The sequence below is a fragment of the Pseudoduganella sp. LjRoot289 genome (assembly GCF_964252925.1).
Taxonomy (GTDB): Bacteria; Pseudomonadota; Gammaproteobacteria; order Burkholderiales; family Burkholderiaceae_D; genus Rugamonas.
On record NZ_CAXUPN020000001.1, the window covers coordinates 162783 to 186485 of the forward strand.

The 23703-nt window shown below is 65.8% G+C and carries 23 protein-coding genes; 19 read left to right on the forward strand and 4 right to left on the reverse strand.

Annotation, left to right across the window (positions count from 1 at the left end):
- Positions 1–46 precede the first annotated feature (46 nt).
- The 8 genes from ACSQ8Y_RS00750 to motD all read left to right on the forward strand — a co-directional run bounded on the left by ACSQ8Y_RS00750 (position 47) and on the right by motD (position 8970).
- The gene (locus tag ACSQ8Y_RS00750; protein WP_436264561.1) at positions 47–763 is read left to right on the forward strand and encodes a pseudouridine synthase; all 717 of its coding nucleotides are present in this window, start codon (positions 47–49) and stop codon (positions 761–763) included.
- A gap of 153 nt (positions 764–916) precedes the next feature.
- The gene (gene flhB / locus ACSQ8Y_RS00755; RefSeq protein ID WP_436264562.1) at positions 917–2128 is read left to right on the forward strand and encodes a flagellar biosynthesis protein FlhB; all 1212 of its coding nucleotides are present in this window, start codon (positions 917–919) and stop codon (positions 2126–2128) included.
- A complete protein-coding gene (gene flhA / locus ACSQ8Y_RS00760; RefSeq protein WP_436264563.1) occupies positions 2125–4260 on the forward strand; it encodes a flagellar biosynthesis protein FlhA in 2136 nt (711 codons plus the stop codon). Before flhB ends, flhA begins: the two co-directional genes overlap by 4 nt.
- A gap of 132 nt (positions 4261–4392) precedes the next feature.
- Positions 4393–5880 carry a flagellar biosynthesis protein FlhF gene (gene flhF, locus ACSQ8Y_RS00765; RefSeq protein ID WP_436264564.1) on the forward strand — a complete coding sequence of 496 codons (1488 nt, stop codon included), beginning with the start codon at positions 4393–4395 and terminating at the stop codon, positions 5878–5880.
- Entirely contained in the window at positions 5873–6697 is an 825-nt protein-coding gene (locus tag ACSQ8Y_RS00770; RefSeq protein WP_436264565.1) for a MinD/ParA family ATP-binding protein, read from the forward strand. Before flhF ends, ACSQ8Y_RS00770 begins: the two co-directional genes overlap by 8 nt.
- A gap of 14 nt (positions 6698–6711) precedes the next feature.
- The gene (locus ACSQ8Y_RS00775) at positions 6712–7443 is read left to right on the forward strand and encodes an RNA polymerase sigma factor FliA (RefSeq protein WP_436264566.1); all 732 of its coding nucleotides are present in this window, start codon (positions 6712–6714) and stop codon (positions 7441–7443) included.
- Entirely contained in the window at positions 7425–8171 is a 747-nt protein-coding gene (locus ACSQ8Y_RS00780) for a flagellar motor protein (protein ID WP_436264567.1), read from the forward strand. The genes ACSQ8Y_RS00775 and ACSQ8Y_RS00780 overlap by 19 nt, the downstream gene beginning before the upstream one ends.
- A gap of 1 nt (position 8172) precedes the next feature.
- A complete protein-coding gene (motD, locus tag ACSQ8Y_RS00785; protein WP_436264568.1) occupies positions 8173–8970 on the forward strand; it encodes a flagellar motor protein MotD in 798 nt (265 codons plus the stop codon).
- A 77-nt stretch (positions 8971–9047) separates the two neighbouring features.
- Here the strand turns inward: motD and ACSQ8Y_RS00790 are convergent, their stop codons facing one another.
- The 4 genes from ACSQ8Y_RS00790 to flgA all read right to left on the reverse strand — a co-directional run bounded on the left by ACSQ8Y_RS00790 (position 9048) and on the right by flgA (position 12425).
- Positions 9048–10634: a hypothetical protein gene (locus tag ACSQ8Y_RS00790; RefSeq protein WP_436264569.1), complete on the reverse strand. Its 1587-nt coding sequence runs from the start codon at positions 10632–10634 to the stop codon at positions 9048–9050.
- Between the two features lie 183 nt (positions 10635–10817).
- On the reverse strand, positions 10818–11294 hold the full coding sequence (locus tag ACSQ8Y_RS00795; protein ID WP_436264570.1) for a flagella synthesis protein FlgN: 477 nt from the start codon (positions 11292–11294) through the stop codon (positions 10818–10820).
- 9 nt (positions 11295–11303) lie between these two features.
- Complete coding sequence (gene flgM, locus ACSQ8Y_RS00800) at positions 11304–11609, reverse strand: flagellar biosynthesis anti-sigma factor FlgM (RefSeq protein WP_436264571.1); 306 nt, start codon at positions 11607–11609, stop codon at positions 11304–11306.
- Between the two features lie 105 nt (positions 11610–11714).
- Positions 11715–12425 carry a flagellar basal body P-ring formation chaperone FlgA gene (gene flgA / locus ACSQ8Y_RS00805; RefSeq protein ID WP_436264572.1) on the reverse strand — a complete coding sequence of 237 codons (711 nt, stop codon included), beginning with the start codon at positions 12423–12425 and terminating at the stop codon, positions 11715–11717.
- A gap of 155 nt (positions 12426–12580) precedes the next feature.
- Between flgA and flgB the strand changes: the two genes are divergently transcribed.
- From flgB to flgL, 11 genes are all read left to right on the forward strand, one after another.
- The gene (gene flgB / locus ACSQ8Y_RS00810; RefSeq protein ID WP_436264573.1) at positions 12581–13000 is read left to right on the forward strand and encodes a flagellar basal body rod protein FlgB; all 420 of its coding nucleotides are present in this window, start codon (positions 12581–12583) and stop codon (positions 12998–13000) included.
- Between the two features lie 2 nt (positions 13001–13002).
- Complete coding sequence (gene flgC / locus ACSQ8Y_RS00815) at positions 13003–13410, forward strand: flagellar basal body rod protein FlgC (protein ID WP_436264574.1); 408 nt, start codon at positions 13003–13005, stop codon at positions 13408–13410.
- 32 nt (positions 13411–13442) lie between these two features.
- Positions 13443–14123, forward strand: a complete 681-nt coding sequence (locus ACSQ8Y_RS00820) for a flagellar hook assembly protein FlgD (protein ID WP_436264575.1) — start codon at positions 13443–13445, stop codon at positions 14121–14123.
- Positions 14124–14143: 20 nt separating this feature from the next.
- A complete protein-coding gene (locus tag ACSQ8Y_RS00825) occupies positions 14144–15694 on the forward strand; it encodes a flagellar hook protein FlgE (protein WP_436264576.1) in 1551 nt (516 codons plus the stop codon).
- Between the two features lie 104 nt (positions 15695–15798).
- Positions 15799–16542, forward strand: a complete 744-nt coding sequence (flgF, locus tag ACSQ8Y_RS00830; protein ID WP_436264577.1) for a flagellar basal-body rod protein FlgF — start codon at positions 15799–15801, stop codon at positions 16540–16542.
- Between the two features lie 69 nt (positions 16543–16611).
- A complete protein-coding gene (gene flgG / locus ACSQ8Y_RS00835; protein ID WP_436264578.1) occupies positions 16612–17394 on the forward strand; it encodes a flagellar basal-body rod protein FlgG in 783 nt (260 codons plus the stop codon).
- A gap of 11 nt (positions 17395–17405) precedes the next feature.
- Positions 17406–18062: a flagellar basal body L-ring protein FlgH gene (locus tag ACSQ8Y_RS00840; protein WP_436264579.1), complete on the forward strand. Its 657-nt coding sequence runs from the start codon at positions 17406–17408 to the stop codon at positions 18060–18062.
- 98 nt (positions 18063–18160) lie between these two features.
- Positions 18161–19258 (forward strand): flagellar basal body P-ring protein FlgI, encoded by a 1098-nt coding sequence (locus ACSQ8Y_RS00845; protein WP_436269720.1) that lies wholly within the window; start codon positions 18161–18163, stop codon positions 19256–19258.
- 10 nt (positions 19259–19268) lie between these two features.
- Complete coding sequence (flgJ, locus tag ACSQ8Y_RS00850; protein ID WP_436264580.1) at positions 19269–20255, forward strand: flagellar assembly peptidoglycan hydrolase FlgJ; 987 nt, start codon at positions 19269–19271, stop codon at positions 20253–20255.
- Between the two features lie 91 nt (positions 20256–20346).
- The gene (gene flgK / locus ACSQ8Y_RS00855) at positions 20347–22308 is read left to right on the forward strand and encodes a flagellar hook-associated protein FlgK (protein WP_436264581.1); all 1962 of its coding nucleotides are present in this window, start codon (positions 20347–20349) and stop codon (positions 22306–22308) included.
- Positions 22309–22342: 34 nt separating this feature from the next.
- Positions 22343–23602 carry a flagellar hook-associated protein FlgL gene (flgL, locus tag ACSQ8Y_RS00860; protein WP_436264582.1) on the forward strand — a complete coding sequence of 420 codons (1260 nt, stop codon included), beginning with the start codon at positions 22343–22345 and terminating at the stop codon, positions 23600–23602.
- Positions 23603–23703 lie beyond the last annotated feature (101 nt).

A 23703-nucleotide genomic window follows, 5' to 3' on the forward strand; every position in this document is an offset into this window, starting at 1 on the left:
TTGATCTGCGTCAACCCCCGTTTGAAATCTGGTAAAGTCTCGCCCTATGAGCAAATTATCCTTAGACCGCATCCTGCAATCCCAGGGCTTCGGCACCCGCAAATACTGCCGCAGCCTGATCGAAGACGGCGAAGTCAGCATCGCCGGCGTCGTCCACGACAACTATAAGGCCAGCCTGGACACCGAGGGTCTGGTGCTGCACATCTTCGACGAAGAGTGGGCGGTCCGCGAACATCTGTATATTGCGCTGAACAAGCCGGCCAACTACGAGTGCTCGCGCAAGCCCAGCCACCACCCCGGCGTGCTGACCCTGTTGCCCGAGCAGTTCACCTGGCGCGAAGTGCAGCCGGTCGGACGGCTCGACCACGACACCACCGGCATGCTGCTGATGTCAGACGATGGCCCCTTTATCCACGCGCAATCGTCGCCGAAGCGCCACGTTCCCAAAGTGTATCAAGCCACAACGCAAGACCCGGTGACGCCGGAGCTGGTGGCCCAGCTGCTGGCCGGCGTGCAGCTGCACGACGAGCCGGCGCCGCTGGCGGCGCTGGTGTGCGAACAGCGCGGCGAGCACCGCCTCGAAATCGTGCTGGAGCAGGGCAAATACCACCAGGTCAAGCGCATGCTGGCGGCCGCCGGCAACCATTGCAGCGCGCTGCACCGCTCGGCCATCGGCCAGCTCACGCTGGAATCGCTGGGCTTGCAAGAGGGCGAGTGGTGCTATCTGAGCCCGGAGCAGCTGGCGCTGCTGGCGCCGGCCTGAACGGCGGCGCCCCGGCACGCCGGGAACTGATTCGCTTTCCGCACGGTAATATCAAATAACCGGGTTTTTGCCGTCCTGCTCCATGGATGGGGGCGCGGGATGCCCGGCGATAATCGTTCCTGATATCACGGCAACAGCGGGCGGGAGCGCGGCATGGCAGAAGAAAGCGAAAGCGAGAAGACAGAACCGGCGTCAGCGAAGCGCCTCGAGCAGGCGCGTGAAGAAGGCGACGTTCCCCGTTCGCGCGAAGTGGCCACGTTTACCGTGCTGATGACCGCCGGCGCCGGCTTGTGGATGACAGGCGCCGGCCTGGCGCGCGACCTCAGCTCGGCCATGGTTTCCGGCCTGGCGCTGGACCGTGAACAGATTTTCAATGCCGACGTGCTGATCCAGCGCGTCGGCGTCGACATCGGCCGCGTCATGCTGGCCTGTCTGCCGCTGGCCGTGGCCATCATGGTCGTGGCGCTGGTGTCGCCGCTGCTGGTCGGCGGCTGGCTGTTCAGCGGCAAGGCTGTCACGCCCAACCTGATGAAACTGAACCCCATGCGCGGCCTGGGCAATATGGTGTCGACCAACGCCCTGGTCGAGCTGGTCAAGGCGATCGCCAAGACCATCGTGGTCGGCTTTGTGGCCTACCTGGTGGTCATGAAGCAGAAGGACGCCGTGATCGGCCTGGCAATGGAGCCGTTCAAGCTGGGCAGCGTGCACATGATAGACATGCTGGGCACCAGCTTTTTGTTCATCGTCGGCGCGCTGGGCCTGATCGCCGCCATCGACGCGCCTTACCAGATGTGGCACTACGCCAACAAGATGAAGATGACGCGCCAGGAGATGATCCAGGAAAACAAGGAATCGGACGGCAATCCCCAGATCAAGGGCAAGATCCGCCAGCTGCAGCGCGAAATGGCCAAGCGCCGCATGATGGCCGACGTGCCGACCGCCGACGTGGTGGTGACCAATCCTACCCATTACGCGGTGGCGCTGAAATACACCGACGGCAGCGGCGCGCCCAAGGTGGTGGCCAAGGGCACCGACGAGGTGGCGGCCAAGATCCGCGAACTGGCGCGCGAGCACAAGGTGGCCATCCTGGAGGCGCCGGCCCTGGCCCGCGCGCTGTACAAGCACAGCGACATCGGCGACGAAATTTCGCCCCGCCTGTACGCGGCGGTGGCCGAAGTGCTCGCTTATGTGTTCCAATTGCGCACCTTCAAGCCGGGCGGCCGCTATCCCGACCGTCCAAGCAAGCTCGACGTGCCGAACGACATGGACCCGAACCACCCGGCCTACGAGGCGGCCAAGCTGGCCAGGCAGCAAGCGCTGCAAACCAATAACAACCCTGACAACCGCGACGGAGCACCGCAATGAACAGCCTGAAACTGCCCGCCTGGCTGACCGGCGCCTTCGGCGGCATGAGCGGCGCCGGCAGCAAGAGCCTGGCCCCGCCCATCCTGATCATCATGCTGCTGGCGATGATGGTGCTGCCGCTGCCGGCCTTCGTGCTGGACCTGTTCTTCAGCTTCAATATCGCGCTGTCCATCATCGTGCTGCTGACCGCTCTGTATACAGTCAAGCCGCTCGACTTCATGGCCTTCCCGACCGTGCTGCTGGTGTCGACCATGCTGCGCCTGGCGCTGAACGTGGCCTCCACCCGCGTGGTGCTGACCGAGGGCCACACCGGCGCGGCGGCGGCCGGCAAGGTGATCGAGGCCTTCGGCCACTTCCTGATCGGCGGCAACTACACGGTCGGTATCGTCGTGTTCATCATCTTGACCATCATCAACTTCACCGTGGTGACCAAGGGCGCCGGCCGTATCGCCGAAGTGGGCGCGCGCTTCGCCCTGGACGCGATGCCGGGCAAGCAGATGGCGATCGACGCCGACCTGAACGCCGGCCTGATCGGCGAAGCCGAGGCGCGCAAGCGGCGCAGCGAAGTGTCGATGGAAGCCGAGTTCTACGGCGCCATGGACGGCGCCTCCAAGTACGTGCGCGGCGACGCCATCGCCGGCATCCTGGTCACGGTGATCAACATCGTCGGCGGCCTGATGGTCGGCCTGATCCAGCACGACCTGGCCTTCGGCGAGGCGCTCAAGGTCTACACCTTGCTGGCCATCGGCGACGGCCTGGTGGCGCAGATCCCGTCGCTGGTGATCTCGATCGCGGCCGGTATCGTGGTGTCGCGCGTGGCCAGCGAGCAGGACATCGGCACCCAGGTCATCGGCCAGCTGTTCGCCAAGCCGCAAGTGCTGTACATCACCGCCGCCATCATCGGCGGCATGGGCTTGATACCCGGCATGCCCAACCTGGTGTTCCTGCTGCTGGCGGGCGTGCTGGGCGGCTCCGGCTACCTGATGGCCAAACGCACGAGGGAGGGCGCGGCGGCGGGCCGGGCGGCCACGCCGGAAGCCGAGGCGGCGGCAGCGGCAGCCGGCGGCGCGGCGCCGGCGCCCGAGCAGGAAGAGGCGAGCTGGCAAGACATCCTGCCGGTCGACACGCTGGGCCTGGAAGTGGGCTACCGTTTGATCCCGCTGGTCGACAAGACCCAGGGCGGCGAGCTGCTCAAGCGCATCAAGGGCATCCGCAAGAAGTTCGCGCAGGAAGTCGGTTTCCTGGCGCCGCCGGTGCACATCCGCGACAACCTGGAACTCAAGCCGTCGGCCTACCGCATCGCCTTGAAGGGCGTGGAAGTGGGCACCGGCGAGGCCTTCAATGGCCAGTTCCTGGCGATCAACCCCGGCATGGCCAGCGGCACCTTGCCCGGCCTGGTGACGGAAGACCCGGCCTTCGGCCTGCCCGCCATCTGGATCGACGCCGGCCTGCGCGACCAGGCGCAAACCATGGGCTATACGGTGGTCGATGCCGGCACCGTGGTGGCGACCCATTTGAACCATTTGATCACCACGCACGCGTCCGAGCTGCTGGGCCGGGCCGAAGTGCAGGCGCTGCTGGACCACCTGGGCAAGGAATCGCCCAAGCTGATCGAAGACCTGGTGCCGAAGATGCTGTCGCTGTCGACCTTGCAGAAAGTATTGCAGAACCTGCTCGCCGAGGGCGTGCACATCCGCGACATGCGCTCCATCATCGAAACGCTGGCCGAGCACACCGTGCACACGCAAGACCCGAACGAGCTGACCGCGCTGGTGCGCATCTCGCTGGGCCGCGCCATCGTGCAGCAGCTGTTCCCGACTGGCGGCGAGCTGTCCGTGATGACCCTGGACAACCGCCTGGAGCGTCTGCTGATGCAAGCGCTGGCGGCGAGCGGTCCGGACGGCGCCGGCATCGAGCCCGGCCTGGCCGACACCATCGCCCAGCAGGCCCAGGCGGCGGCCGCGCAGCAGGAAGCGCTGGGGCTGACGCCGGTGCTGCTGGTGCCGGGGCCGCTGCGCACCTTGCTGTCGCGTTTCCTGCGCCGCGCGCTGCCGCAGCTCAAAGTGCTGTCGCACGCCGAAATCCCGGAAACCAAGACCATCCGCGTCACCGCCCTGGTGGGCGCGCAGTAAAGGAAATGAAAAGGGGGCCATTTCCGGCCCTGTTCCATCGATCGTTTCCCCAGTGCATGCTTAATAATGCAAGTGTCGGAGTGAGCCGCGCCGTCTTGAAGGCGCGGCACTTGCGTAACAGGGGAACTGGTCATGAACGTCAAAAAATTTACTGCACCTACTTCGCGTGAGGCGCTGCGCAAAGTGCGCGAGGCCCTGGGCCCGGATGCGGTGATCTTGTCGAACCGTCCAACCGATGGCGAGGTCGAGATCCTCGCCCTGGCCAACGACGATGCCGCCTCGCTGGCGCTGCCGTCGGCCGACTCGCCGATGGCCCAGCCCAACCCTTACCTGGACATCCCGGAGACCCCGGCTTATTTGGCACCGATGGCACCGATGGCACCGATGTCGCCGATGTCGCCGATGGAGGCGCTCGACGCGGCTGCGCTGCGCGCAGCCACGCACCGCGCCGCCGCCCCGCGCACCGCCGCCCCGGCGCCGCGCATGGAGGCGCCGGCCGCCGAATCCGCGCCGCGCCAGCCGGTGCGCGCCGCTGCCCCTGCGGTTCCGCGCCAGCTTGCTGCGGCGCAGACGCCGTCCGCCGCGCCGTCGCTGGACCTGGAGCGCATCAGCGCCATGGTGGCCGACGCCGTGAACAGCGCCAAGGCCAACGCCGCCGCCGAGATGAGCGGCATGATGAGCGAAATCCGCGCCATGCGCGGCATGATGGAGACCCAGCTGGCCGAGCTGTCCTGGGGCTCGACCCAGCAGCGCGAGCCGCAGAAGGCCGCGGTGCTGCGCGAAATGCTGGCGGCCGGCTTCTCGGCCAGCCTGGCGCGCTACCTGATAGAGAAACTGCCGGCCGGCCGCGACGCCGCCGACAGCATGCGCTGGATTAAGACCGTGCTGGCCCGCAACGTGAGCGCCATCGCCAACGAGGACGCGCTGATCGAGCAGGGCGGCGTGTTCGCCCTGGTCGGCCCGACCGGCGTCGGCAAGACCACCAGCACCGCCAAGCTGGCCGCGCGCTGCGTGATGCGCCACGGCCCGGAAAAGCTGGCCCTGATCACCACCGACGCCTACCGTATCGGCGCCCACGAACAGCTGCGCATCTACGGCAAGATCCTGGGCGTGATGGTGCACTCGGTCAAGGACGAGGCCGACCTGCGCATCGCGCTGAAGGAACTGAAGAACAAGCACACCGTGCTGATCGACACGGTCGGCGTCAGCCAGCGCGACCACATGGTGGCGGAACAGGTCGCCATGCTGCAGGGCACCGGCGCCAATGTGCAGCGCCTGCTGTGCCTGAACGCCACCTCGACCCAGGAAACCCTGAACGAGGTGGTGCGCGCCTACCAGGGCAGCGGCCTGGCCGGCTGCATCATGACCAAGCTGGACGAGGCCGCCTCCATCGGCAACGTGCTGGACGTGGTGATCCGCCAGAAACTGAACATGTTCTACGTGTCGAGCGGCCAGCGGGTGCCGGAAGACCTGCACCTGGCCGACCCGGCCGCGCTGGTCGAGCGCGCCTTCCGCCTGAAGCAGGGCAGCGCCGCCAGCCAGTACGCCGACAGCGAACTGCCGCTGGTGATGGCCGCCGCCGGCAACGACAACGCTCTGCGCGGGGTGCACCTTGGCTAATTTCGACTTCGACCAGGCCGAAGGACTGCGCCGCATGCTGGCGGGGCCGCAGCCGCGCATCGTCACCTTCCTCTCGGCCACCCCGCAAGACGACAAGGGTTCCATGCTGGTCAACCTGGGCGCCTCGCTGGCCCGCGCCGGCAACGACGTGCTGCTGGTTGACGCCTGCGCCAGCGCGCACGGCGTGGCTTCCCGCCTCGGCGTGGACAACGGCGCCAGCCTGCTCGAGGTGGCGCGCCAGGAATGCGGCCTGAACCAGGTGATCCACCAGGTGCCGCAGGGCTTCGGTGTGGTATCGATGACACGCGGCGTGGCGCGCTCCGGCCCCGACGAAACGCGCCGCCTGGCCAAGGCTTTCGACGTGCTGGCCAAGCAGACCGGCATGGTCATCGTGGACGGCGAATTCGACGGCGAGGCTTTCCCCGTGCCGGTCATGGCCAGTTCCGAGATCGTCGTGCAGGTGTCGAACAGCGCCACGTCGATCAAGAATGCCTACAGCATGATCAAGCGCCTGAACCACGAACTGGGCCGCAGGCCCTTCGGCATCCTGGTAACAGGCGCATCCGAGGCCGAAGCCAAGGTGGTTTACGATAATATGGCGCAGGCGGCAAGTCGTTACATTGCCGTCAACCTGGTTTCCATGGGTTCGGTGCCGGCCGACGAGTACTTGCAGCGCGCGGCGCGCCTGGGGCGCGCGGTAGTCGATGCCTTTCCTCTGGCCGGCGCGTCGGTCGCGTTCCGGCAGCTGGCGGGGCGATTGGCGCTGGCCGGCGCGCCCAACTTGCGTACGGGGAGCAGCAACCATTTTAGCGTCTAAGAAAAACTAGAAATATGTACACGGCCAAAGGGAAAGCGGACAAGAATTCGCTGCTGACGGAGCACATGCCGCTGGTCAAGCGGCTGGCCCATCACATGAAGGCCAAATTGCCACCCAGCGTGGAAGTGGACGACCTGGTGCAGGCCGGCATGATAGGCCTGCTCGACGCCATCAACCGCTACGAGGAAACCCACGGCGCCCAGTTCGAAACCTATGCCGTGATGCGCATCCGCGGCGCCATGCTCGACGAGCTGCGCAATAGCGACTGGATGCCGCGCAGCATGCGCCAGGACATGCGCAAGATCGAAACCGCGATGGCCACGCTGCAGCAGCGCCTGGGCCGGCCGCCGAGCGAATCGGAAGTGGCCAAATCGCTCAAGCTGTCGCTGGCCGACTACCAGGAAATGCTGTCCGAGGGCGGCGGCCACCAGCTGCTGTACTACGAGGACTTCCGCGACGACGACGGCGGCGACAGTTTCCTCGACCGCTACCACAGCGACGAGGAGGCCGACCCCCTGCGCGCGCTGCTCGACACCGACTTCCGCCAGGCCGTGATCGACGCCATCGACGGCCTGCCGCCGCGCGAGAAGATGCTGATGGGCTTGTACTACGAGGAAGAATTGAACCTGAAGGAAATCGGCGCCGTCATGGGCGTCTCCGAATCACGCGTATCGCAGCTGCATACGCAAGCGGTGGCGCGCCTGCGCGCCTCGTTACGGGAGCAGGCATGGACTGGGCCAGCATAGCGGGACTGATACTGGGCGTGGCCGGCGTACTGGTCGGCCAGGGCCTGGAGGGCGGCAAGCTCGGCTCGCTGCTGCAGCCGGCCGCCTTCGCCATCGTGGTGGTCGGCACCCTGGGCGCGGTGCTGCTGCAGACCAAGTCCGCCACCTTCGTGCGCGGCCTGCGCATGGGCGCCTGGGTGTTCGCGCCGCCGCCGGACAGCCGCATCGCGCTGGCGCGGGAAATCGGCGCCTGGAACAGCACCGCCAAGCGCGACGGCATGCTGGCGCTGGAGCGCTACATGCTGGCGTCGAAGGACAAGTTCAACGCCAAGGGCCTGCGCCTGATCGTCGACGGCATCAACCCGGATAAATTGCGCAACCTGCTCGACACCGAGATCACCGCCTATGAAACGGCCGAGCGCCAGGCGGTGCGGATCTGGGAGTCGGCGGCCGGCTATTCGCCCACCATCGGCATCCTGGGCGCCGTGCTGGGACTGATCCAGGTGATGGAAAACCTGGCCGACCCGGCCAAGCTGGGCACCGGCATCGCGGTCGCCTTCGTCTCCACCATCTACGGCGTCGGGCTGGCCAATCTGTTCTTCTACCCCATCGCCAACAAGCTCAAGACCATCGTCACGCAGAATGTGCACCAGCAGGAAATCGCCGCCGCCGTGTTCTACGACATCGCCACGGGCGACCACAGCCGCGTGATCGACGAGCGCATCGCGACCCTGCTGCGCGAGTACTGACATGCAGCGCCGCGCCCGCAGGAAGTTCGACGACGAGCCGGAGAACCACGAGCGCTGGCTGATCTCCTACGCCGACTTCATCACCCTGCTGTTCGCCTTTTTCGTGGTCATGTATTCGCTGGCCGCCGTCAACACCGGCAAGTACAAGATCTTCTCGGACGCGCTGGGCGACGCCTTCGGCGGCCAGGGTTCGGCCAAGCCCGTCAACACCGAAGTGCAGAACCTGCCTATCCCGAACCCCGGCCTGCGCCGGCGCACCGAGCTGCTGCGCAAGGAGAAGGAGCAGATGACCAAGCTGGCGCAGGATTTGCTGTCCACCCTGGCGCCGCTGGTCAAAGAGGGCAAGGTGCGGGTGACGCAGAACAGCCGCGGCGTGAGCGTCGAGATCAACGCCAGCGTGCTGTTCGATCCGGGCGCGGCCGTGCTGACCAGCCAGTCGCGCGAGGCGCTGCAGGCGGTGGCGGTGCTGCTGAAGAACGACACGCACGCGGTGCAGGTCGAGGGCCACACCGACAACCAGCCTATCCGCAACAACGCTTTCCCGTCCAACTGGGAGCTGTCGGCCTCGCGCGCCGGGGCCGTGGTGCGCCTGTTCATCGATGCCGGCGTGGCGCCCGCGCGCCTGTCCGCCGTCGGCCACGCGGACAACTACCCGGTGGCGCCCAACGAGCAGCCGGACGGCCGCGCCCGCAACCGCCGCGTGGCGGTGACCATCCTGTCCGGCATCCCCGATCCGGCCACCGAAGTGCCCACCGCTCCCGTCGCCCCCGCACTGCCTGCGCCTCCGCCTCCGCGCTGAGGTCCACGTCAAAGAAACCTGGTTTTTAGATGGCCGCAAAAAAAGACCAGGCTATTTTTTAACGCGGCCCAAGCACTCTAGCGCTTCTGTTTGGCGCGCCTGCGCCAGTGCCAGCCTGCGCCCATGCCTGCCAGTCCCAGCAGTAGCCCGCCGACCGGCAAGGGCACCGGCAATCCGCTGTCCGCCGGCGCCGTGCCCTCGCGCAGTTCGGCAGGGAAGGGACGCGGCGGCACCGGCACGGTTTTCCATTGCGCCTTGTCCCGCGGCGCGCGCGCCATGAATTCGTCGATGGAAAACACGGGCGCTGAACCAAAGGCGCGGCTGGACGGCACTTGCGGAATGCGCACCAGCACCAGCGCCTCCACATCGGTCCGCAGTTGTTGTTCGTAGGCGCTCAGCGCGCGGCCCGGCTGGCCGCCCAGCAGGCCCAGCAGGTCCTGCCCAAGCGCCGTGAAAGCGACTGCCGGGTACAAGCGCGTCTGCTCTTCGGTGTAGTAGTCGTACGCCTGCTGGCCGCTGGCCAGGCTCAGTTCGCTGGCGGCCATATAAGCATAGGCGCCCAGCGCCTTCAGGCGGCTGGTCGGCCCCAGTTGGGGCACTTGCCAACCCAGCCGCCGCAGCACGTCCATATTAATGCCTGCGCAGTTGGCGGCCGCGTGCCGGTAGCTGAAGTCGTGACGGTAGAAGGCGCGGAAAGTGTGCTGCACGCTGGCCTGGTAGGCCTGTGCCGTGCGGGCGTCGCGCAGGATGGCCACCAGCATGTGCGAGGGCCGGTAATACTGCTGACCGCTGTTCAGGTCCATCAGGTAGTTATCCATCGGCGCCATGGAAGCGATGATGCCCTTTTCGCTGTAGGAATCGAGATTGTAGAAATTGTTCACCAGCCAGTCGGCCCATTCGCCTCGCTGTCCCAGGCGGCCGGTGGCGATGGCGAAGTGTCCGCCGTAGGCTTCGTCGTCATCGCCCTGGGCTCCGTTCAGCATGATGGCCAGCACCGGTTTGCCGCGCCAATCGGGCTGGGCGGCGCCCTCGCGCTCCCACACCAGCCGCGTGGCGTAGGGGCTGCGGGCGCCGCCGCCGTCCTGCTGGATGAAGCCTGCCAGCGTGTCGTTTGCCGTAAGCGGCCGCTTCGGCAGCGGGGCGGCGCCAATGACGAAGTCGCGCGGCCAGATGGTGCGCGCTTCGAAGCTGGGTCGGCCCGCCTCTTCGCTGAGACTGCCGCGCAAGCGCACGGTGCGCTGCCTGAAGAAGTCCAGCGAGCTGGCATTGAAATAGGAGCGGTTGGAATCGATCCTCGGAGCCAGGCGCATGGCGATCGGCGCGTCCGTCCCCGCCAGCAACTCGTCGCCGGACGGGGCGAGCGTGGCTTCTGGCACCAGGTGCGGCGAGCCCAGCCAGATCAGGTCGGGCAGGCCGGGCGTGGCCGGCGCCTGGCCAGGCACGTTGCGCGGCACGGCCAAGCCCTCATCCTGGAAATACCACAGCGCCTGTTTTGGCGCGCAGCCTGCACAGCGGCCGGTGCCGTACCGGAAGTCGGTAGCGTCGTGCAGGCCCAGGCGCTCGCCTTCGAGCGCGGACGTGACCGCTGGACCAGCATGGGCCGTGGCCGCGGCGGCAAGTTTCAGCGCAATCACGCTGACGGCGACATAGAGTTTTGTGTGCATCGATGCATTATGAGAAGAGTTCACATCGCTGCATCGAGTCAATGAAGAGTCATTGACGCCGGTCAATAGCGGGCAAGCGTGCCCTGGTCCTGGCGTGGCATGGCTGCTTGCGGCGCGCCGCAAGCGCAAGGCTAGATGGTGATATGGCGGGCATGCACCGCAGGGCGGTGCGCGCGGACCAGTTTAGCCGGCCAGGAAGCCTCTGCGTGGATGGGCAGATGTGGCGTGGCCGCTGGGACCGTAGAAGTTGCCCTGGGTTGGCGGGCGCAGTGCTTGCAGCGCGCCTTGCGTGTGGCTCAGGTGCTTGCTGATGAGGGTGCCGTTCAGGCGGTTCAGTTCTTTTGCTGCGCGGGTCAGTTCCAGCACTTCGGACCACAGCGGGGCGGCCTCGCTGTCGCCGCCGGCGGCCAGCCAGGCTTCCATGCCCGCTTCTTCCGCCTTGTAGCCCGCCGCGCCGAGCGCGTTGTGGCGCTGGCTGGCCAGCACGGCCATGTCGTTGACCAGGGAAGATTTCTTCGGCGTCAACGCCGTCAAGCCATCAATGTCCGCCGCCACCAGGTGCTGCTGTTCCTGCTTCAGCACGTCCAGCAGAGCGGTGATGACGCGCTGTTCTTCGCGCAGGCTGGCGATGGGCGAAACAGCGGGCGAGACGGATTGCATGGCGTTTACCTATCTTTTACGTGAGTGCAGCAGATCTTTCACCGTTTCCAGCAAGCCGTCCGCCACTTTTTCCGAATTGACTTGGAATTGCCCATCGGCAATTGCAAGCTTGATGCGCTCGACCTTTTTGCTGTCGAACACGGCGCTGCTCGAGGCGGCGCCGCTGGCGGCCATGGCCTGGCCCTGGGCCGACAGCTTGACGCTCTCGGTGGGGATGGGCGCGGCGCTGGCCTTGTCGGCGCCGCGTGCATTGGTCGTTGTCGCAGGCGAAGCCGGCAGGCCTGGCGTGCTTTTGACTGAGTCGTTAATTTTCACAGCAATATCCTCGTCTGGTTGGAGTAAAAACACCCCGGGATCTGAGTTATTAACGGCACCGCATGCTTAAACTTTAGCGTTCTGCAATGCAATGTCAACATTCCCTCAGAACGCCACCTCCACCAGACCACCCGCCTTGGCCACGCCGCTCACTTGCTGGCCGCCGGCGGTCCTTACCTGCACCATCTGCCCCTCGGCCGCCGCGCTGACTGCGCGCGCCTCGGCCGAGACGCGAAAACCGGCTCCGCCCGACACCACCCGCACCAGCTGCCCGGACGTGATGACCTGCTTGCTGCGCAGCGTATCGAGCCGCATCGGCGTGCCCGCCGCCAGCGATGCGTTGCTGCTGCGGCCGACGATCTGGCTGACATCGGTGGCTATGCCGGCAGGCAAGGTTGTCAAATCGCCCTTGACCAGCACCAGCTGGCTCGCTTCGATGGGCTGGCCCTGGGCCAGCGGCACCGCGCTGGCCACGTATTCGGCTTGTACTGCCACGTTCGCTTGAATATACACCGTCCACGGGGAAGGGGCCGCGCACCGCACGCCCACCGTGGTTTTGCCCCAGGCGCGCGCGCCGGGCATGAAAAAAGGCTGCAGCTGGGCGCAGGACGCCAGCGCCATGCGCTGGTCGATGGGGCCGACGTTGACCGTCACCGTGCCAGGCAAGCCCATGGTCTGGGTCTGCAGGAACTGCTCCACGCCCAGCCGCAGCGCGGCGAGGTCCTGGCGCGCGGGGGCGGCCGGCTGCTGCGCCTGAGCCTTAGCATGGGCGGCGGAGGAAATAAGGAGCAGGGCGGTGATCAGGGTGCGTTTCATATGGGGCCTTCAGTGTATGTGGCCATGATAGACCGCGCCCGGCGTCCCGAAGCGGGGAATAAGGCGGCAAATCCGGGGCTGCTCGTCCGATCGGATGGCCGTGCTCGTCCGTATCATCGATCCTGTCACCAATAGAAAGTGTGCGGGAGATTGCGATGTTAGGGAAACTGGACGATTACATGCGCTTCAACGAAACGGCCCTGAGCCTGCGTTCGCAGCGTCAGACCGTGCTGGCGTCTAACATCGCCAACGCGGACACCCCGAATTACAAGGCGCGCGATGTGGACTTCACGGCCGCGCTGCAGGGCGCCATGGCGCGCGGCGGCCCCAACCAGCCTTTGAAGACCACCGCGCAGCAGCATTTCCCCGTCCCCCAGCAAGCAGCAGGTGCGCTGGCCGACGGCACGCCGCTGCAGTACCGCGGCATCGTGCAGGGCGCGGTCGACGGCAACACGGTGGACATGGATGTGGAACGCAACCAGTTCGCCGACAACGCGCTGCGCTATGAAGCCGGCATTACGCTGATCAACGCCCAGATCAAGGGCTTGATGGCGGCGATCCAGGGAGGACAATAATCATGTCGCTGTTTAGTATTTTCAATGTTTCCGGTTCGGCCATGAGCGCGCAGGCGCAGCGGCTGAACGTGGTGGCCAGCAACCTGGCCAATGCGGACAGCGCCACCAGCGCCAGCGGCGAAGCCTACCGCGCCAAGCAGGTGGTGTTCGAAGCCCAGCCGGCCGCCAATGGCGGCGCGTCCACCGGCGTCAAGGTGCAGCGCGTGATCGAGGACCCGTCGCCGCTGAAGCAGATGTACGACCCGAAACACCCGATGGCAGACGACAAGGGCTACGTCACCATGCCCAATGTCAACGTGGTGGACGAGATGGTCAACATGCTGTCGGCTTCTCGCTCCTACCAGACCAACGTCGAAACCATGAACGCGGCCAAGACCTTGCTGCTGAAAACGCTCACCATCGGCCAGTAATCCAGTCAGCCGAATAACCCGAGAGATCAACCATGAGTGCAGTTTCCTCCACCGCCCCCGGACCCAGCGATGTGCTGCTGAACGCGGTCAACCCGAAGAAGGCGGTTGCCAGCGACAGCGTGCAAGCCGACACCGACAAGTTCATGACACTGCTGGTGACCCAGCTGAAGAACCAGGATCCGATGAGCCCGCTCGACAACGCGCAGATCACCAGCCAGCTGGCGCAGCTGTCCACCGTGACCGGCGTCAACAAGCTGAACACCACGCTCGATTCGCTCAAGGCCAGCTACCAGTCCAGCGAGAACCTGCAGGCGACCAGCATGATCAACCACGGTGTGCTGTCGGCCGGCAAGAACGTCGGCCTGGCCGAGGGCAAGGCGCTGTTCGGCATCGACCTGGCCACGCCGGCCGATACGGTGGAAATCGTCATCTCGACGGCGGCCGGCAAGGAAGTCGACACCATCAGCATGAAGAATGTGGCCGCCGGCACCATGCCGATCACCTGGGACGGCAAGTCGGAAGACGGCACCACCTTGGCGGACGGCAATTATGTGTTCAAGGTCAACGCCAAGGCAGGCGGCAAGGAACTTAAGGACGCCACGGCGCTGCAGTTCGGCGTGGTGGCCAGCGTCTCCACCGGTGCGGGCGGCGTCAAGCTGAACGTGCCGAACTCGGGCCAGCTGTCCATGGCCGACATCAAACAAATCCTGTAACCCACCTACTAGGGGAAATCATGTTCCAACAAGGACTCAGTGGCCTGAACGCCGCAGCTAAATCGCTGGACGTCATCGGCAACAACATCGCCAACGCCAGTACCGTGGGTTTCAAGGGTTCGCAAGCGCAGTTCGCCGACCTGTACGCCAATTCGCTGAACGGCGTGAGCGGCAACAACGCCGGTATCGGCGTGTCGGTGTCGCGCCTGGCGCAGCAGTTCACGCAGGGCAATATCGAGACCTCGAACAATCCGCTGGACATCTCGATCAACGGCGGCGGCTTCTTCCGCACCACCACGCCCAGCGGCGGCGTGCAGTACAGCCGCAACGGCCAGTTCCAGCTGGATAAAACCGGCACCATCATCAACGCCCAGGGTAACGCGCTGACCGGCTATCCTGTCACCACCGACGGCGTGGTGCTGCAGGGCGCGCCCGGCCCGATCGCAATCGACACCGCCGACCTGGTGCCGGTCGCCACCACCAAGGCCAATTTCGAACTGAACCTGGATTCGCGCAGCAAGGTGCCGACCAAGATTCCGTTCGACGCGCAGGATCCGCTGACCTACAACAAGCAGACCGTGCTGGACGTGTACGACAGCCTGGGCAATCCGCACGTGCTGTCGACCTATTACGTGAAGACCGACGCCAATACCTGGGATGTGTATGTGGGCAGCGACGGGATGGAAAAGGCGGCGGCCGAAGTGGCTGCCGTGGTCGCGACGGACGCTGGCGTCATCGCCGCGCGTGCCGCCTATCAGGCGGCCGTTGTGACTGGTGATCCGCTTCAGATCGGGCCAGCCGCGAGTGCCTACGCCGACACGGCCGGTGCCGCCATGCAGGCAGTGCTGGACGCGATTCCGGGCGTGACGGCGGCGCAGAGCGCCGCGCTGGCGGCGTTGTACGGCGCTGGTAACCCGGCTAGTGTGGGCGCCATCGTCGGCACCAATCCCGATGCGATCAACCTGGCGCTGTCGAAGGCCATTTCCGCGCCGCCGACCAAGGTCTCCACGCTGGTGTTCGACCAGAAGGGCTCGCTCAGTGCGACTGCCATGGCTCTCGTCGATCCGCTCAACACGCTGCCGTTCAGCTTGAACTTGCCGATCTTCCCGAACACCGGTTCGGTGGCGCCGCTGACAATGGATATGAATTTTGTCGGCACCACGCAGTACGGCACCGCCACCAGCGAGAAAGCGTCCAGCCAGGACGGCTACTCGTCCGGCCACCTGGAGCGTTTCTCGGCAGGCGCGGACGGCGTGATCCTGGGCCAATACAGCAACGGCAAGTCGCGTCCCTTGGGCCAGATCGTGCTGGTGAACTTCGCCAACGTGGACGGCTTGACGCCGCTGGGCAACAACGCCTGGGCCGAAAGCTCGGTCTCCGGTACGCCGCAGGTGGGCACGCCGGGCGCCGGCAGCGTCGGCCAGTTGCGCTCGTCGTCGGTGGAAACGTCGAACGTGGATCTGACGGCCGAACTGGTCAACATGATCACCGCGCAGCGCGTCTACCAGGCCAACTCGCAAACCATCAAGACGCAGGACCAGGTCCTGCAGACGCTGGTCAACCTGCGTTAATCCCGCAGGGCTAGCACGCCAGCCATGTCATTCCCGCGTCTGCGGGCATCCATGCGGCGTATGGACTCCCGCGGACGCGGGAGCGACAGTTGCCGGAGCAATCTATGGACAGACTCGTTTATACCGCCATGACTGGCGCCAGGCACGTCCTGGAACAGCAGGCCACCACCTCGAACAACCTGGCCAACGCCACCACCACCGGCTTCCGCGCGCAGCTCGATTCCTTCCGCGCGGTGCCGGTGCAGGCCGAAGGCTTGCCGACCCGTACCTTCGTGGTCGATTCGACCATGGGCGCCGATTTCCGCGCCGGGCCTATCCAGACCACCGGGCGCAGCCTGGACGTGGCGCTGCGCGGCGAGGGCTGGATGGCGGTGCAGTCGTCCGACGGCTCGGAAGCCTACACCCGCAACGGCAGCCTGAAGGTCAGCGAGAACGGCTTGCTGCAAACGACCAGCGGCCAGACCCTGGCCGGCGAGAACGGCCCGATCGCGGTGCCGCCGCAGTCGGAAATCGCGATCGCCGCCGACGGCACCGTCAGCGTGATCGACACCAGCCAGACCAAGCCCGGCCCGGCCAATGTGCTGGGGCGCATCAAGCTGGTCAATCCGGACAGCAAGGGCCTGGAGCGCGGCACCGACGGCCTGTTCCGCCAGAAGACCGGCTTGCCGGCCGACGCCGACCCCAATGTGCGCCTGGTGGACGGCGCGCTCGAGGGCAGCAACGTCAACCCGGTGGACGCCATGGTCAACATGATCTCGCTCGGGCGGCAGTTCGAAACGCAAATGAGTTTGCTGAAGAATGCCGAGAATAACGCCGCGAAAGCCACCCAGATCCTCGCTTTGACTTAACGCTTCCCCCCGCATAATGGTGACGTGGAAAGAGCTTAGCCTTCCACGACCATTACCGGGAGAAAGCAAATGATACGATCGCTGTGGATAGCCAAGACTGGCATGGAAGCGCAGCAGACGCAAATGGACACGGTTGCCAACAACCTGGCCAACGTCAGCACCAACGGTTTCAAGAAGTCGCGCGCCGTGTTCGAGGACTTGCTGTATCAGAACGTGCGCCAGCCCGGCGCGCAGTCGTCGCAGCAGACGCAGCTGCCATCGGGCATGCAGGTCGGCACCGGCGTGCGCCCGGTCGCCATCGAGCGCATCCACACGCAGGGCAATCCGCAGGCGACCGGCAACGATAAAGACCTGATGGTCAACGGCAACGGCTTCTTCAATGTGCTGCTGCCCGACGGCACCACCGGCTACACCCGCGACGGCTCCTTCCAGCGCGACAGCAACGGCCAGATGGTGACTTCCAGCGGCTTCGTGCTGCAGCCAGCCATCACCATTCCCGTCACCGCGCAAAGCATCACCGTCGGCCGCGACGGCACCGTCTCGGTGACCCTGCCGGGCCAGACCGCCGCGCAGCAGATCGGCAGCATCCAGTTGTCCACCTTCATCAACCCCACCGGCCTCGAATCCAAGGGCGAAAACCTGTACGTGGAAACCGGCGCCTCGGGCGCGGCGCAGAACAACACGCCGGGCACCAACGGCACCGGCGTCATCCTGCAGGGCTATGTGGAAACCTCGAACGTCAACGTGGTCGAGGAGATGGTCAATATGATACAGACCCAGCGCGCCTACGAAATCAACAGCAAGGCCATCACCACGTCCGACCAGATGCTGGCCAAGCTGGCGCAGCTGTAAGGAGCATGGCCATGAAAGCGATCACCTCCCTCGCCATCTGGTCCGCGCTGGCGCTGGCCGGCTGCGGCACCGCGCCGACCTCCATCGTGCAGGGGCCGACCACCGCCCGTCCGCTGACGCAGGCGCAGATGGCCGCACCCAGCAACGGCGCCATCTTCCAGGCGCAGAACTACCGCCCGCATTTCGAAGACCGCCGCGCGCGCCTGGTGGGCGACGTGATCAACATCGTCATCACCGAGAAGACCTCGGCGGTGAAAAGCGGCGCCAGCGCGGGCGGCAAGTCCGGCAGCGTGAACTTCAAGGCGCCGGGCCAGCTGGCCGGCGTGTTCGGCAGCCAGATCACCACCAGCGCCGACAATAAATTCGCCGACAATGCCAGCCAGTCGGCCAGCAACACCTTTACCGGCACCATGGGCGCCACCGTGGTCGAGGTGCTGCCGAACGGCAACCTGATCGTCGCCGGCGAGAAGCAGATCGCGCTCGACAAGGGCGTGGAATACATCCGCTTCTCCGGCATGGTCAACCCGGACACCATAGGCACCGGCAACACCGTGGCCTCCACCAGCGTGGCCGATGCCCGCGTCGAGTACCGCACCAGCGCCAAGATCGACCGCGCCGAGATGAACTCCATGGTCTCACGCTTCTTCCTCAGCGTACTGCCATTCTGACCATGAAAATCACCACCACCACACCGTCATTCCCGTGCCAACGGGAATCCATGCGCCGCCAGGCCAGCCGCGCAGCATGGATATTCAGCTGCGCCAGGATGACGGCGGCGGCGCTCGCCGGCGCGCTGCTGTTGCTGTCCGCCCCGGGCGCCCATGCCGAGCGCCTGAAGGACCTGGCCAGCGTGGCCGGCGTGCGCCAGAATCAGCTGATGGGCTACGGCCTGGTGATCGGCCTGGACGGCACCGGCGACCAGACCACCCAGACCCCGTTTACCGTGCAGACCGTCATGTCCATGCTGCAGCAGATGGGTATCACCTTGCCGGCCGCCAACACGCTGCAGCTGAAGAACGTGGCCGCCGTGATGGTGACCACCTCCTTGCCCGCGTTCGCCCAGCCTGGGCAGCTGATGGACGTCACCGTCTCGTCGATGGGCAACGCGAAGAGCCTGCGCGGCGGCACACTGCTGATGACGCCGCTCAAGGGCGCCGACGGCCAGGTCTACGGCATGGCCCAGGGCAACGTGCTGGTGGGCGGCGTGGGCGCGCAGTCCGGCGGCAGCTCGGTGGTGGTCAACCACCTGTCCGTGGGCCGCATCTCCGGCGGCGCCACGGTCGAGCGCGCGGTGGCCAGCGCGCTGGGCGAGGGCAACCAGATCAAGCTGGAACTGAACACCACGGACTTCTCCACGGCCGCCCGCGTGGTGGACGCCATCAACGACAAGTTCGGCGCAGGCATCGCCTACGCGCTGGACGGGCGCGTGATCCGCGTGCAGTCGCCGTCGAGCAGCGACCAGCGCGTGGCCTTCCTCGGCACCCTGGAAAACCTGCAGGTCAATCCGGCCCAGATGGCGGCCAAGGTCATCATGAATGCGCGCACCGGCTCGGTGGTGATGAACCAGGCGGTGTCCCTGGACACCTGCGCCATTTCGCACGGCAACCTGACTGTCTCGGTCACGGCCGACGCCCAGGTAAGCCAGCCCGGCCCGCTGTCCGGCGGCCAGACCGTGGTCACGCAGAACGCCAATATCGACATCAAGAAGGACAGCGGCAAGGTCATGCTGATCAAGGGCGGGGCCTCGCTGGCCGAGGTGGTCAAGGCGCTCAACGCCATCGGCGCCACGCCGCAGGACTTGCTGGCCATCCTGCAAGCGATGAAGGCCGCCGGTTCGCTGCGCGCCGAACTCGAAATCATTTGAGGAGGCTGCCATGATACGCCAGAGCCCTGCTACGAACGACCTGTCCGCCACGCTGGCCACCGATGTCAACGGCATGGGCAAGCTGCGCCAGTCGGCGCGCGAGGGCTCGCCCGAGGCGTTGAAGGGCGCTGCCACCCAGTTCGAGGCCATGTTCATCAACATGATGATGAAAAGCATGCGCGAAGCGTCGCCCGGCGAGGGCATGCTGGACAACCAGCAGACCAAGATGTTTACCACCATGCTGGACCAGCAGACCAGCCAGAACCTGGCGAAAAAGGGCGTCGGCCTGTCCGACGTGCTGGTGCGCCAGTTGTCGAAACAGAACGACCAGGCGCTGGCGCTGGGCGGCGAACCGGGCGCGGCGGACGCGTCCGGCATCGCCAACAGCGGCAACCTTGCCAGCGCGGCCATGGCCGCCAAGCTGCAGCGCGCCATCGCGGCGGCCGGCGGCACGGCCGCCGCCAACAACGCCGCCAATAACGCCGCCGGCGCCAAGGCCGACGCCAGCGCGGTGGGCGAGGCCGGCAAGGGCTCGTCGGCGCCGCACGTGCGCGCCTTCCAGGCCAAGCTGGGTAGCCACGCCGACGAGGCCAGCAAGGCGACCGGCATCCCGGCCAAGTTCATGCTGGGTCAGGCGGCGCTGGAAAGCGGCTGGGGCAAGCGCGAGATCAAGGGCCGCGACGGCAGCGCCAGCCACAACCTGTTCGGCATCAAAGCCGGCCCGGAGTGGAAGGGCAAAGTGGCCGAGGCGGTCACCACCGAATACGTCAACGGCAAGCCGCAGACCCGCGTCGAACGCTTCCGCGCCTACGACAGCTATGCCGACAGTTTCAAGGATTACGCCAAGTTGCTGACCAATAACCCGCGCTACGAGAAAGTGCTGGCCAGCGCCAAGGACGCCAGCGGTTTCGCGCACGGCCTGCAGAAAGCCGGCTACGCCACCGACCCGCAGTACGCCGCCAAACTGACCCGCATCATCAAGCAATCCCTTGCTTGATCAATAAGATAGCGCACACTGTTGCCTCAGAGAATTTCAAGTTTTGGCAGCCGCTGCCGTAGACTAAGCTGATAAAGAAAGTAAACACACCATGACCAGTCTTCTCAGCATCGGCAAAAGCGGCTTGTTGGCGGCACAGGTAGGCCTGTCCACCACGGGGCACAACATCGCCAACGCCAATGTGCCGGGATTTAACCGCCAGACCGTCGTCCAGTCCAACACCGAGCCGCAAAGCAGCGGCGGCTTCTATATCGGCACCGGCACCGAGGTCACGCAGATCAAGCGCCAGTACGACGATTTCCTCACCAAGCAACTGCTGGGTGCGCAGTCGAACGAGGCCAATCTGGACACCTTCTATGCCCAGGTCAGCCAGATCGACAACTTGCTGGCCGACACCACCTCCGGCCTGTCGCCGGCGCTGCAGGACTTCTTCAAGGGTGTGCAGGACGCCACCGCGAACGCCGCCACCGACGCCTCGCGCAGCGCCATGCTGTCGGTGTCGAACACGCTGGCGGCGCGCTTCCAGGGACTGAGCGAGCGCCTGGCCGAGATCGGCGATGGCGTCAACAGCCAGATCACGTCCACCGTCACGCAGATCAATTCCTACGCCGAACAGATCGGCAAACTGAACAACGACATTGCCGGCCTGACGGTGGATCCGTCGAAGGCGCCGAACGACTTGCTGGACCAGCGCGACCAGCTGATCAACGACCTCAACAAGCTGGTCAAGGTCACCGTCACGCAGGGCGACGCGCACACGCTGACGGTGTCGATCGGCAGCGGCCAGCCGCTGGTGATCGGCAACCGCAATTTCGAGCTGGCCACCACGGCCTCGCTGACCGATGTCAGCCGTGTAACGGTCGGCTACGCCACCGGCAACAAGATCTCGCCGCTGCCGGAGGGATCGCTGAGCGGCGGGGCCCTGGGTGGCTTGCTGGAGTTCCGCAGCAGCGCGCTGGACCGCGCGCAGAACCAGCTGGGCCAGGTCGCGGCTGGCCTGGCCAGCAGCTTCAATGCGCAGCACCAGCTGGGCCAGGACCGCAACGGCGCGCTGGGCGGCAACTTTTTCGAGGATATCAACGCCTACGTCGGCGTCGACTCGCGCAATTCCGACCTCAGCACGGCTGTCGTGACGGGCGTGGTGAAGGACGCCAGTGCGCTCACCACCAGCGATTACGACCTCAATTTCGACGGCACCAACTTCGTGCTCACGCGCGCCTCGGACGGTCTGGCCACGGTGATCAACCCGTTCCCGCAGGCGGTGCCGCAGATGATAGACGGCGTCGAGTACAGCATCACGGGCACGCCGCAGCAGGGCGACCACTTCCAGGTGCGGCCGACCTTCGCGGCTGCGTCTGAGTTCAAGGTCGCGCTGACCGACGTCGGCAAGATCGCGCTGGCCGCGCCCATCGTCACCAACGCGCCGCTGGCGAACACCGGCAACGGCAAGATCACGCCGGGCACCGTCGATGCCGCCTACCTGACGCCCGGCAACGCGCTGGCCGCCCCGGTGACCTTGACTTACGACGCGCTCACCGGCTCGCTGTCCGGCTTCCCGGCCGCGCAGGATGTGGTGGTGACGGCCAACGGCGTCAGCACCACCTATCCGGCCGGCACGCCCACCATCCCCTACACCGACGGCGCCAGCATCAGCTTCGGCGGCGTCAACATCGCCATCAGCGGCACGCCGGGCGACACCGACACCTTCACGGTCGCTCCCAACACCGGCGGCACGCGCGACAACCGCAACGGCGCGCTGCTGGGCGACCTGCAGTCCAAGAACATCCTGAACGGCGGCAAGACCACCTACCAGAGCGCCTACGCGTCCATGGTCAACTTCGTCGGCAACAAGACGCGCGAAGTGCAGATCGGCGCCGACGCGGCGACGGCGGCCGTCAAGCAGGCCAGCAACGCGCAGCAGGCCGTGTCCGGCGTCAACCTCGACGAGGAGGCGGCCAACCTGCTGCGCTACCAGCAGGCCTACCAGGCCGCCGGCAAGGTGATGCAGGTCGCCAGCACGCTGTTCGACGTGCTGCTCTCGCTGGGCCGATAAAGAGCAAGCAGGATCAAAGTAAGGTAGAGCTATCATGAGCATGCGCATCAGTTCCAAAACGATCTACGACAACGGCGTCGGCCAGCTCGGCACGCTGCAGACTTCGCTTGCCAAAGTGCAGCAGCAACTGGCCACCGGCCGCCGCAACCTGACCCCGGCCGACGATCCGATCGCCTCGGCGCGCGCGCTGGAGGTGACGCAGTCGCAATCGATCAATACCCAGCTGGCCACCAACCGCCAGAATGCCAAGAGTTCGCTGTCCCAGGAGGAAGTGGCGCTGGCCTCGGCCACCCAGCTGTTCCAGGACGTCAAGGAGCTGGCGGTGAAGGCCGGCAACGGTTCGCAGACCAATAAGGACCGCGAATCGCTGGCGGTCGAGCTGGAGGGGCGGCTCAACGATTTGCTGGGCATCGCCAACACGGCCGACGGTTCGGGCGGCTATATCTTCTCCGGCTTCAAGGACAGCATACCGTTCACGCTGAACGCCACCGGCGCCATCTACCAGGGCGACCAGGGCGAGCGCACCTTGCAGGTGGGTTCCGCCCGCAAGATCAGCATCAGCGATTCGGGCAGTTCGATTTTCGAGAACAACGTCACCGGCAACGGCAGCTTCCAGACCGGCGTCGACCCGGCCAACTACGACCGCGGCGGCACCGGCGTCATCTCGCCCGGCGCGGTCACCGACCCCAATGCGCTGACCGGGCACCAGTACGCCATCAATTTCACCGTGGTGCCGGCCACGCCGGGCATCCCCAAGGTCACCACCTACACGGTGACGGACCTGACGCTGAACCAGCCGGTGCCGGCCAACCCGGTGCCGCCCGACCCGATTCCCTACACCAGCGGCCAGAGCATCGCGTTCGACGGCCTGCAGTTCGAGATCACGGGCGATCCGGCCGAACTGGACAGTTTCACGGTCGATCCGAGCGACAAGAAATCCGTGTTCGAAAACGTGCGCGACCTGATCACCGCGCTGCGCCAGAACGGCGAAGGCGCGGCCGGGCAGGCCCGCTTGAGCAATGCGTTGAACCAGGTCAACAAGAATATCGACAACGCGCAGGACAACCTGCTGTCGGTGCGCGCCTCGGTGGGCGCGCGGCTCAAGGAGATGGACTATCTGGACAGCTCCGGCGAGGACTTGAACATCCAGTACGCCAGCACGCTGGCCGACCTGCAGGACGTGGACACGATACAGGCCATCTCCCTGTTCACGCAGCAGCAGATCAACCTGGAGGCGGCGCAGAAGTCCTACAAGACGCTGACGGGCTTGTCCTTGTTCAACTACATCACCTGATCGCGGCGCCGGCCCATAGCGGCGGCGGAAAGTAAAAACGGGACGCTGATTTTCGCCAGCGTCCCGTTTTGCTTTTGGGTGCGGGAGACCTGGAGCACACC

Bases quoted from the DNA above. Each gene is read 5' to 3' on its own strand.
- ACSQ8Y_RS00750 (WP_436264561.1), top strand. From the start codon at position 47: ATGAGCAAATTATCCTTAGACCGCATCCTGCAATCCCAGGGCTTCGGC.
- flhB (WP_436264562.1), top strand. From the start codon at position 917: ATGGCAGAAGAAAGCGAAAGCGAGAAGACAGAACCGGCGTCAGCGAAG.
- flhA (WP_436264563.1), top strand. From the start codon at position 2,125: ATGAACAGCCTGAAACTGCCCGCCTGGCTGACCGGCGCCTTCGGCGGC.
- flhF (WP_436264564.1), top strand. From the start codon at position 4,393: ATGAACGTCAAAAAATTTACTGCACCTACTTCGCGTGAGGCGCTGCGC.
- ACSQ8Y_RS00775 (WP_436264566.1), top strand. From the start codon at position 6,712: ATGTACACGGCCAAAGGGAAAGCGGACAAGAATTCGCTGCTGACGGAG.
- ACSQ8Y_RS00780 (WP_436264567.1), top strand. From the start codon at position 7,425: ATGGACTGGGCCAGCATAGCGGGACTGATACTGGGCGTGGCCGGCGTA.
- motD (WP_436264568.1), top strand. From the start codon at position 8,173: ATGCAGCGCCGCGCCCGCAGGAAGTTCGACGACGAGCCGGAGAACCAC.
- ACSQ8Y_RS00790 (WP_436264569.1), bottom strand. From the start codon at position 10,634: ATGCACACAAAACTCTATGTCGCCGTCAGCGTGATTGCGCTGAAACTT.
- ACSQ8Y_RS00795 (WP_436264570.1), bottom strand. From the start codon at position 11,294: ATGCAATCCGTCTCGCCCGCTGTTTCGCCCATCGCCAGCCTGCGCGAA.
- flgA (WP_436264572.1), bottom strand. From the start codon at position 12,425: ATGAAACGCACCCTGATCACCGCCCTGCTCCTTATTTCCTCCGCCGCC.
- flgB (WP_436264573.1), top strand. From the start codon at position 12,581: ATGTTAGGGAAACTGGACGATTACATGCGCTTCAACGAAACGGCCCTG.
- flgC (WP_436264574.1), top strand. From the start codon at position 13,003: ATGTCGCTGTTTAGTATTTTCAATGTTTCCGGTTCGGCCATGAGCGCG.
- ACSQ8Y_RS00820 (WP_436264575.1), top strand. From the start codon at position 13,443: ATGAGTGCAGTTTCCTCCACCGCCCCCGGACCCAGCGATGTGCTGCTG.
- ACSQ8Y_RS00825 (WP_436264576.1), top strand. From the start codon at position 14,144: ATGTTCCAACAAGGACTCAGTGGCCTGAACGCCGCAGCTAAATCGCTG.
- flgF (WP_436264577.1), top strand. From the start codon at position 15,799: ATGGACAGACTCGTTTATACCGCCATGACTGGCGCCAGGCACGTCCTG.
- flgG (WP_436264578.1), top strand. From the start codon at position 16,612: ATGATACGATCGCTGTGGATAGCCAAGACTGGCATGGAAGCGCAGCAG.
- ACSQ8Y_RS00840 (WP_436264579.1), top strand. From the start codon at position 17,406: ATGAAAGCGATCACCTCCCTCGCCATCTGGTCCGCGCTGGCGCTGGCC.
- ACSQ8Y_RS00845 (WP_436269720.1), top strand. From the start codon at position 18,161: ATGACGGCGGCGGCGCTCGCCGGCGCGCTGCTGTTGCTGTCCGCCCCG.
- flgJ (WP_436264580.1), top strand. From the start codon at position 19,269: ATGATACGCCAGAGCCCTGCTACGAACGACCTGTCCGCCACGCTGGCC.
- flgK (WP_436264581.1), top strand. From the start codon at position 20,347: ATGACCAGTCTTCTCAGCATCGGCAAAAGCGGCTTGTTGGCGGCACAG.
- flgL (WP_436264582.1), top strand. From the start codon at position 22,343: ATGAGCATGCGCATCAGTTCCAAAACGATCTACGACAACGGCGTCGGC.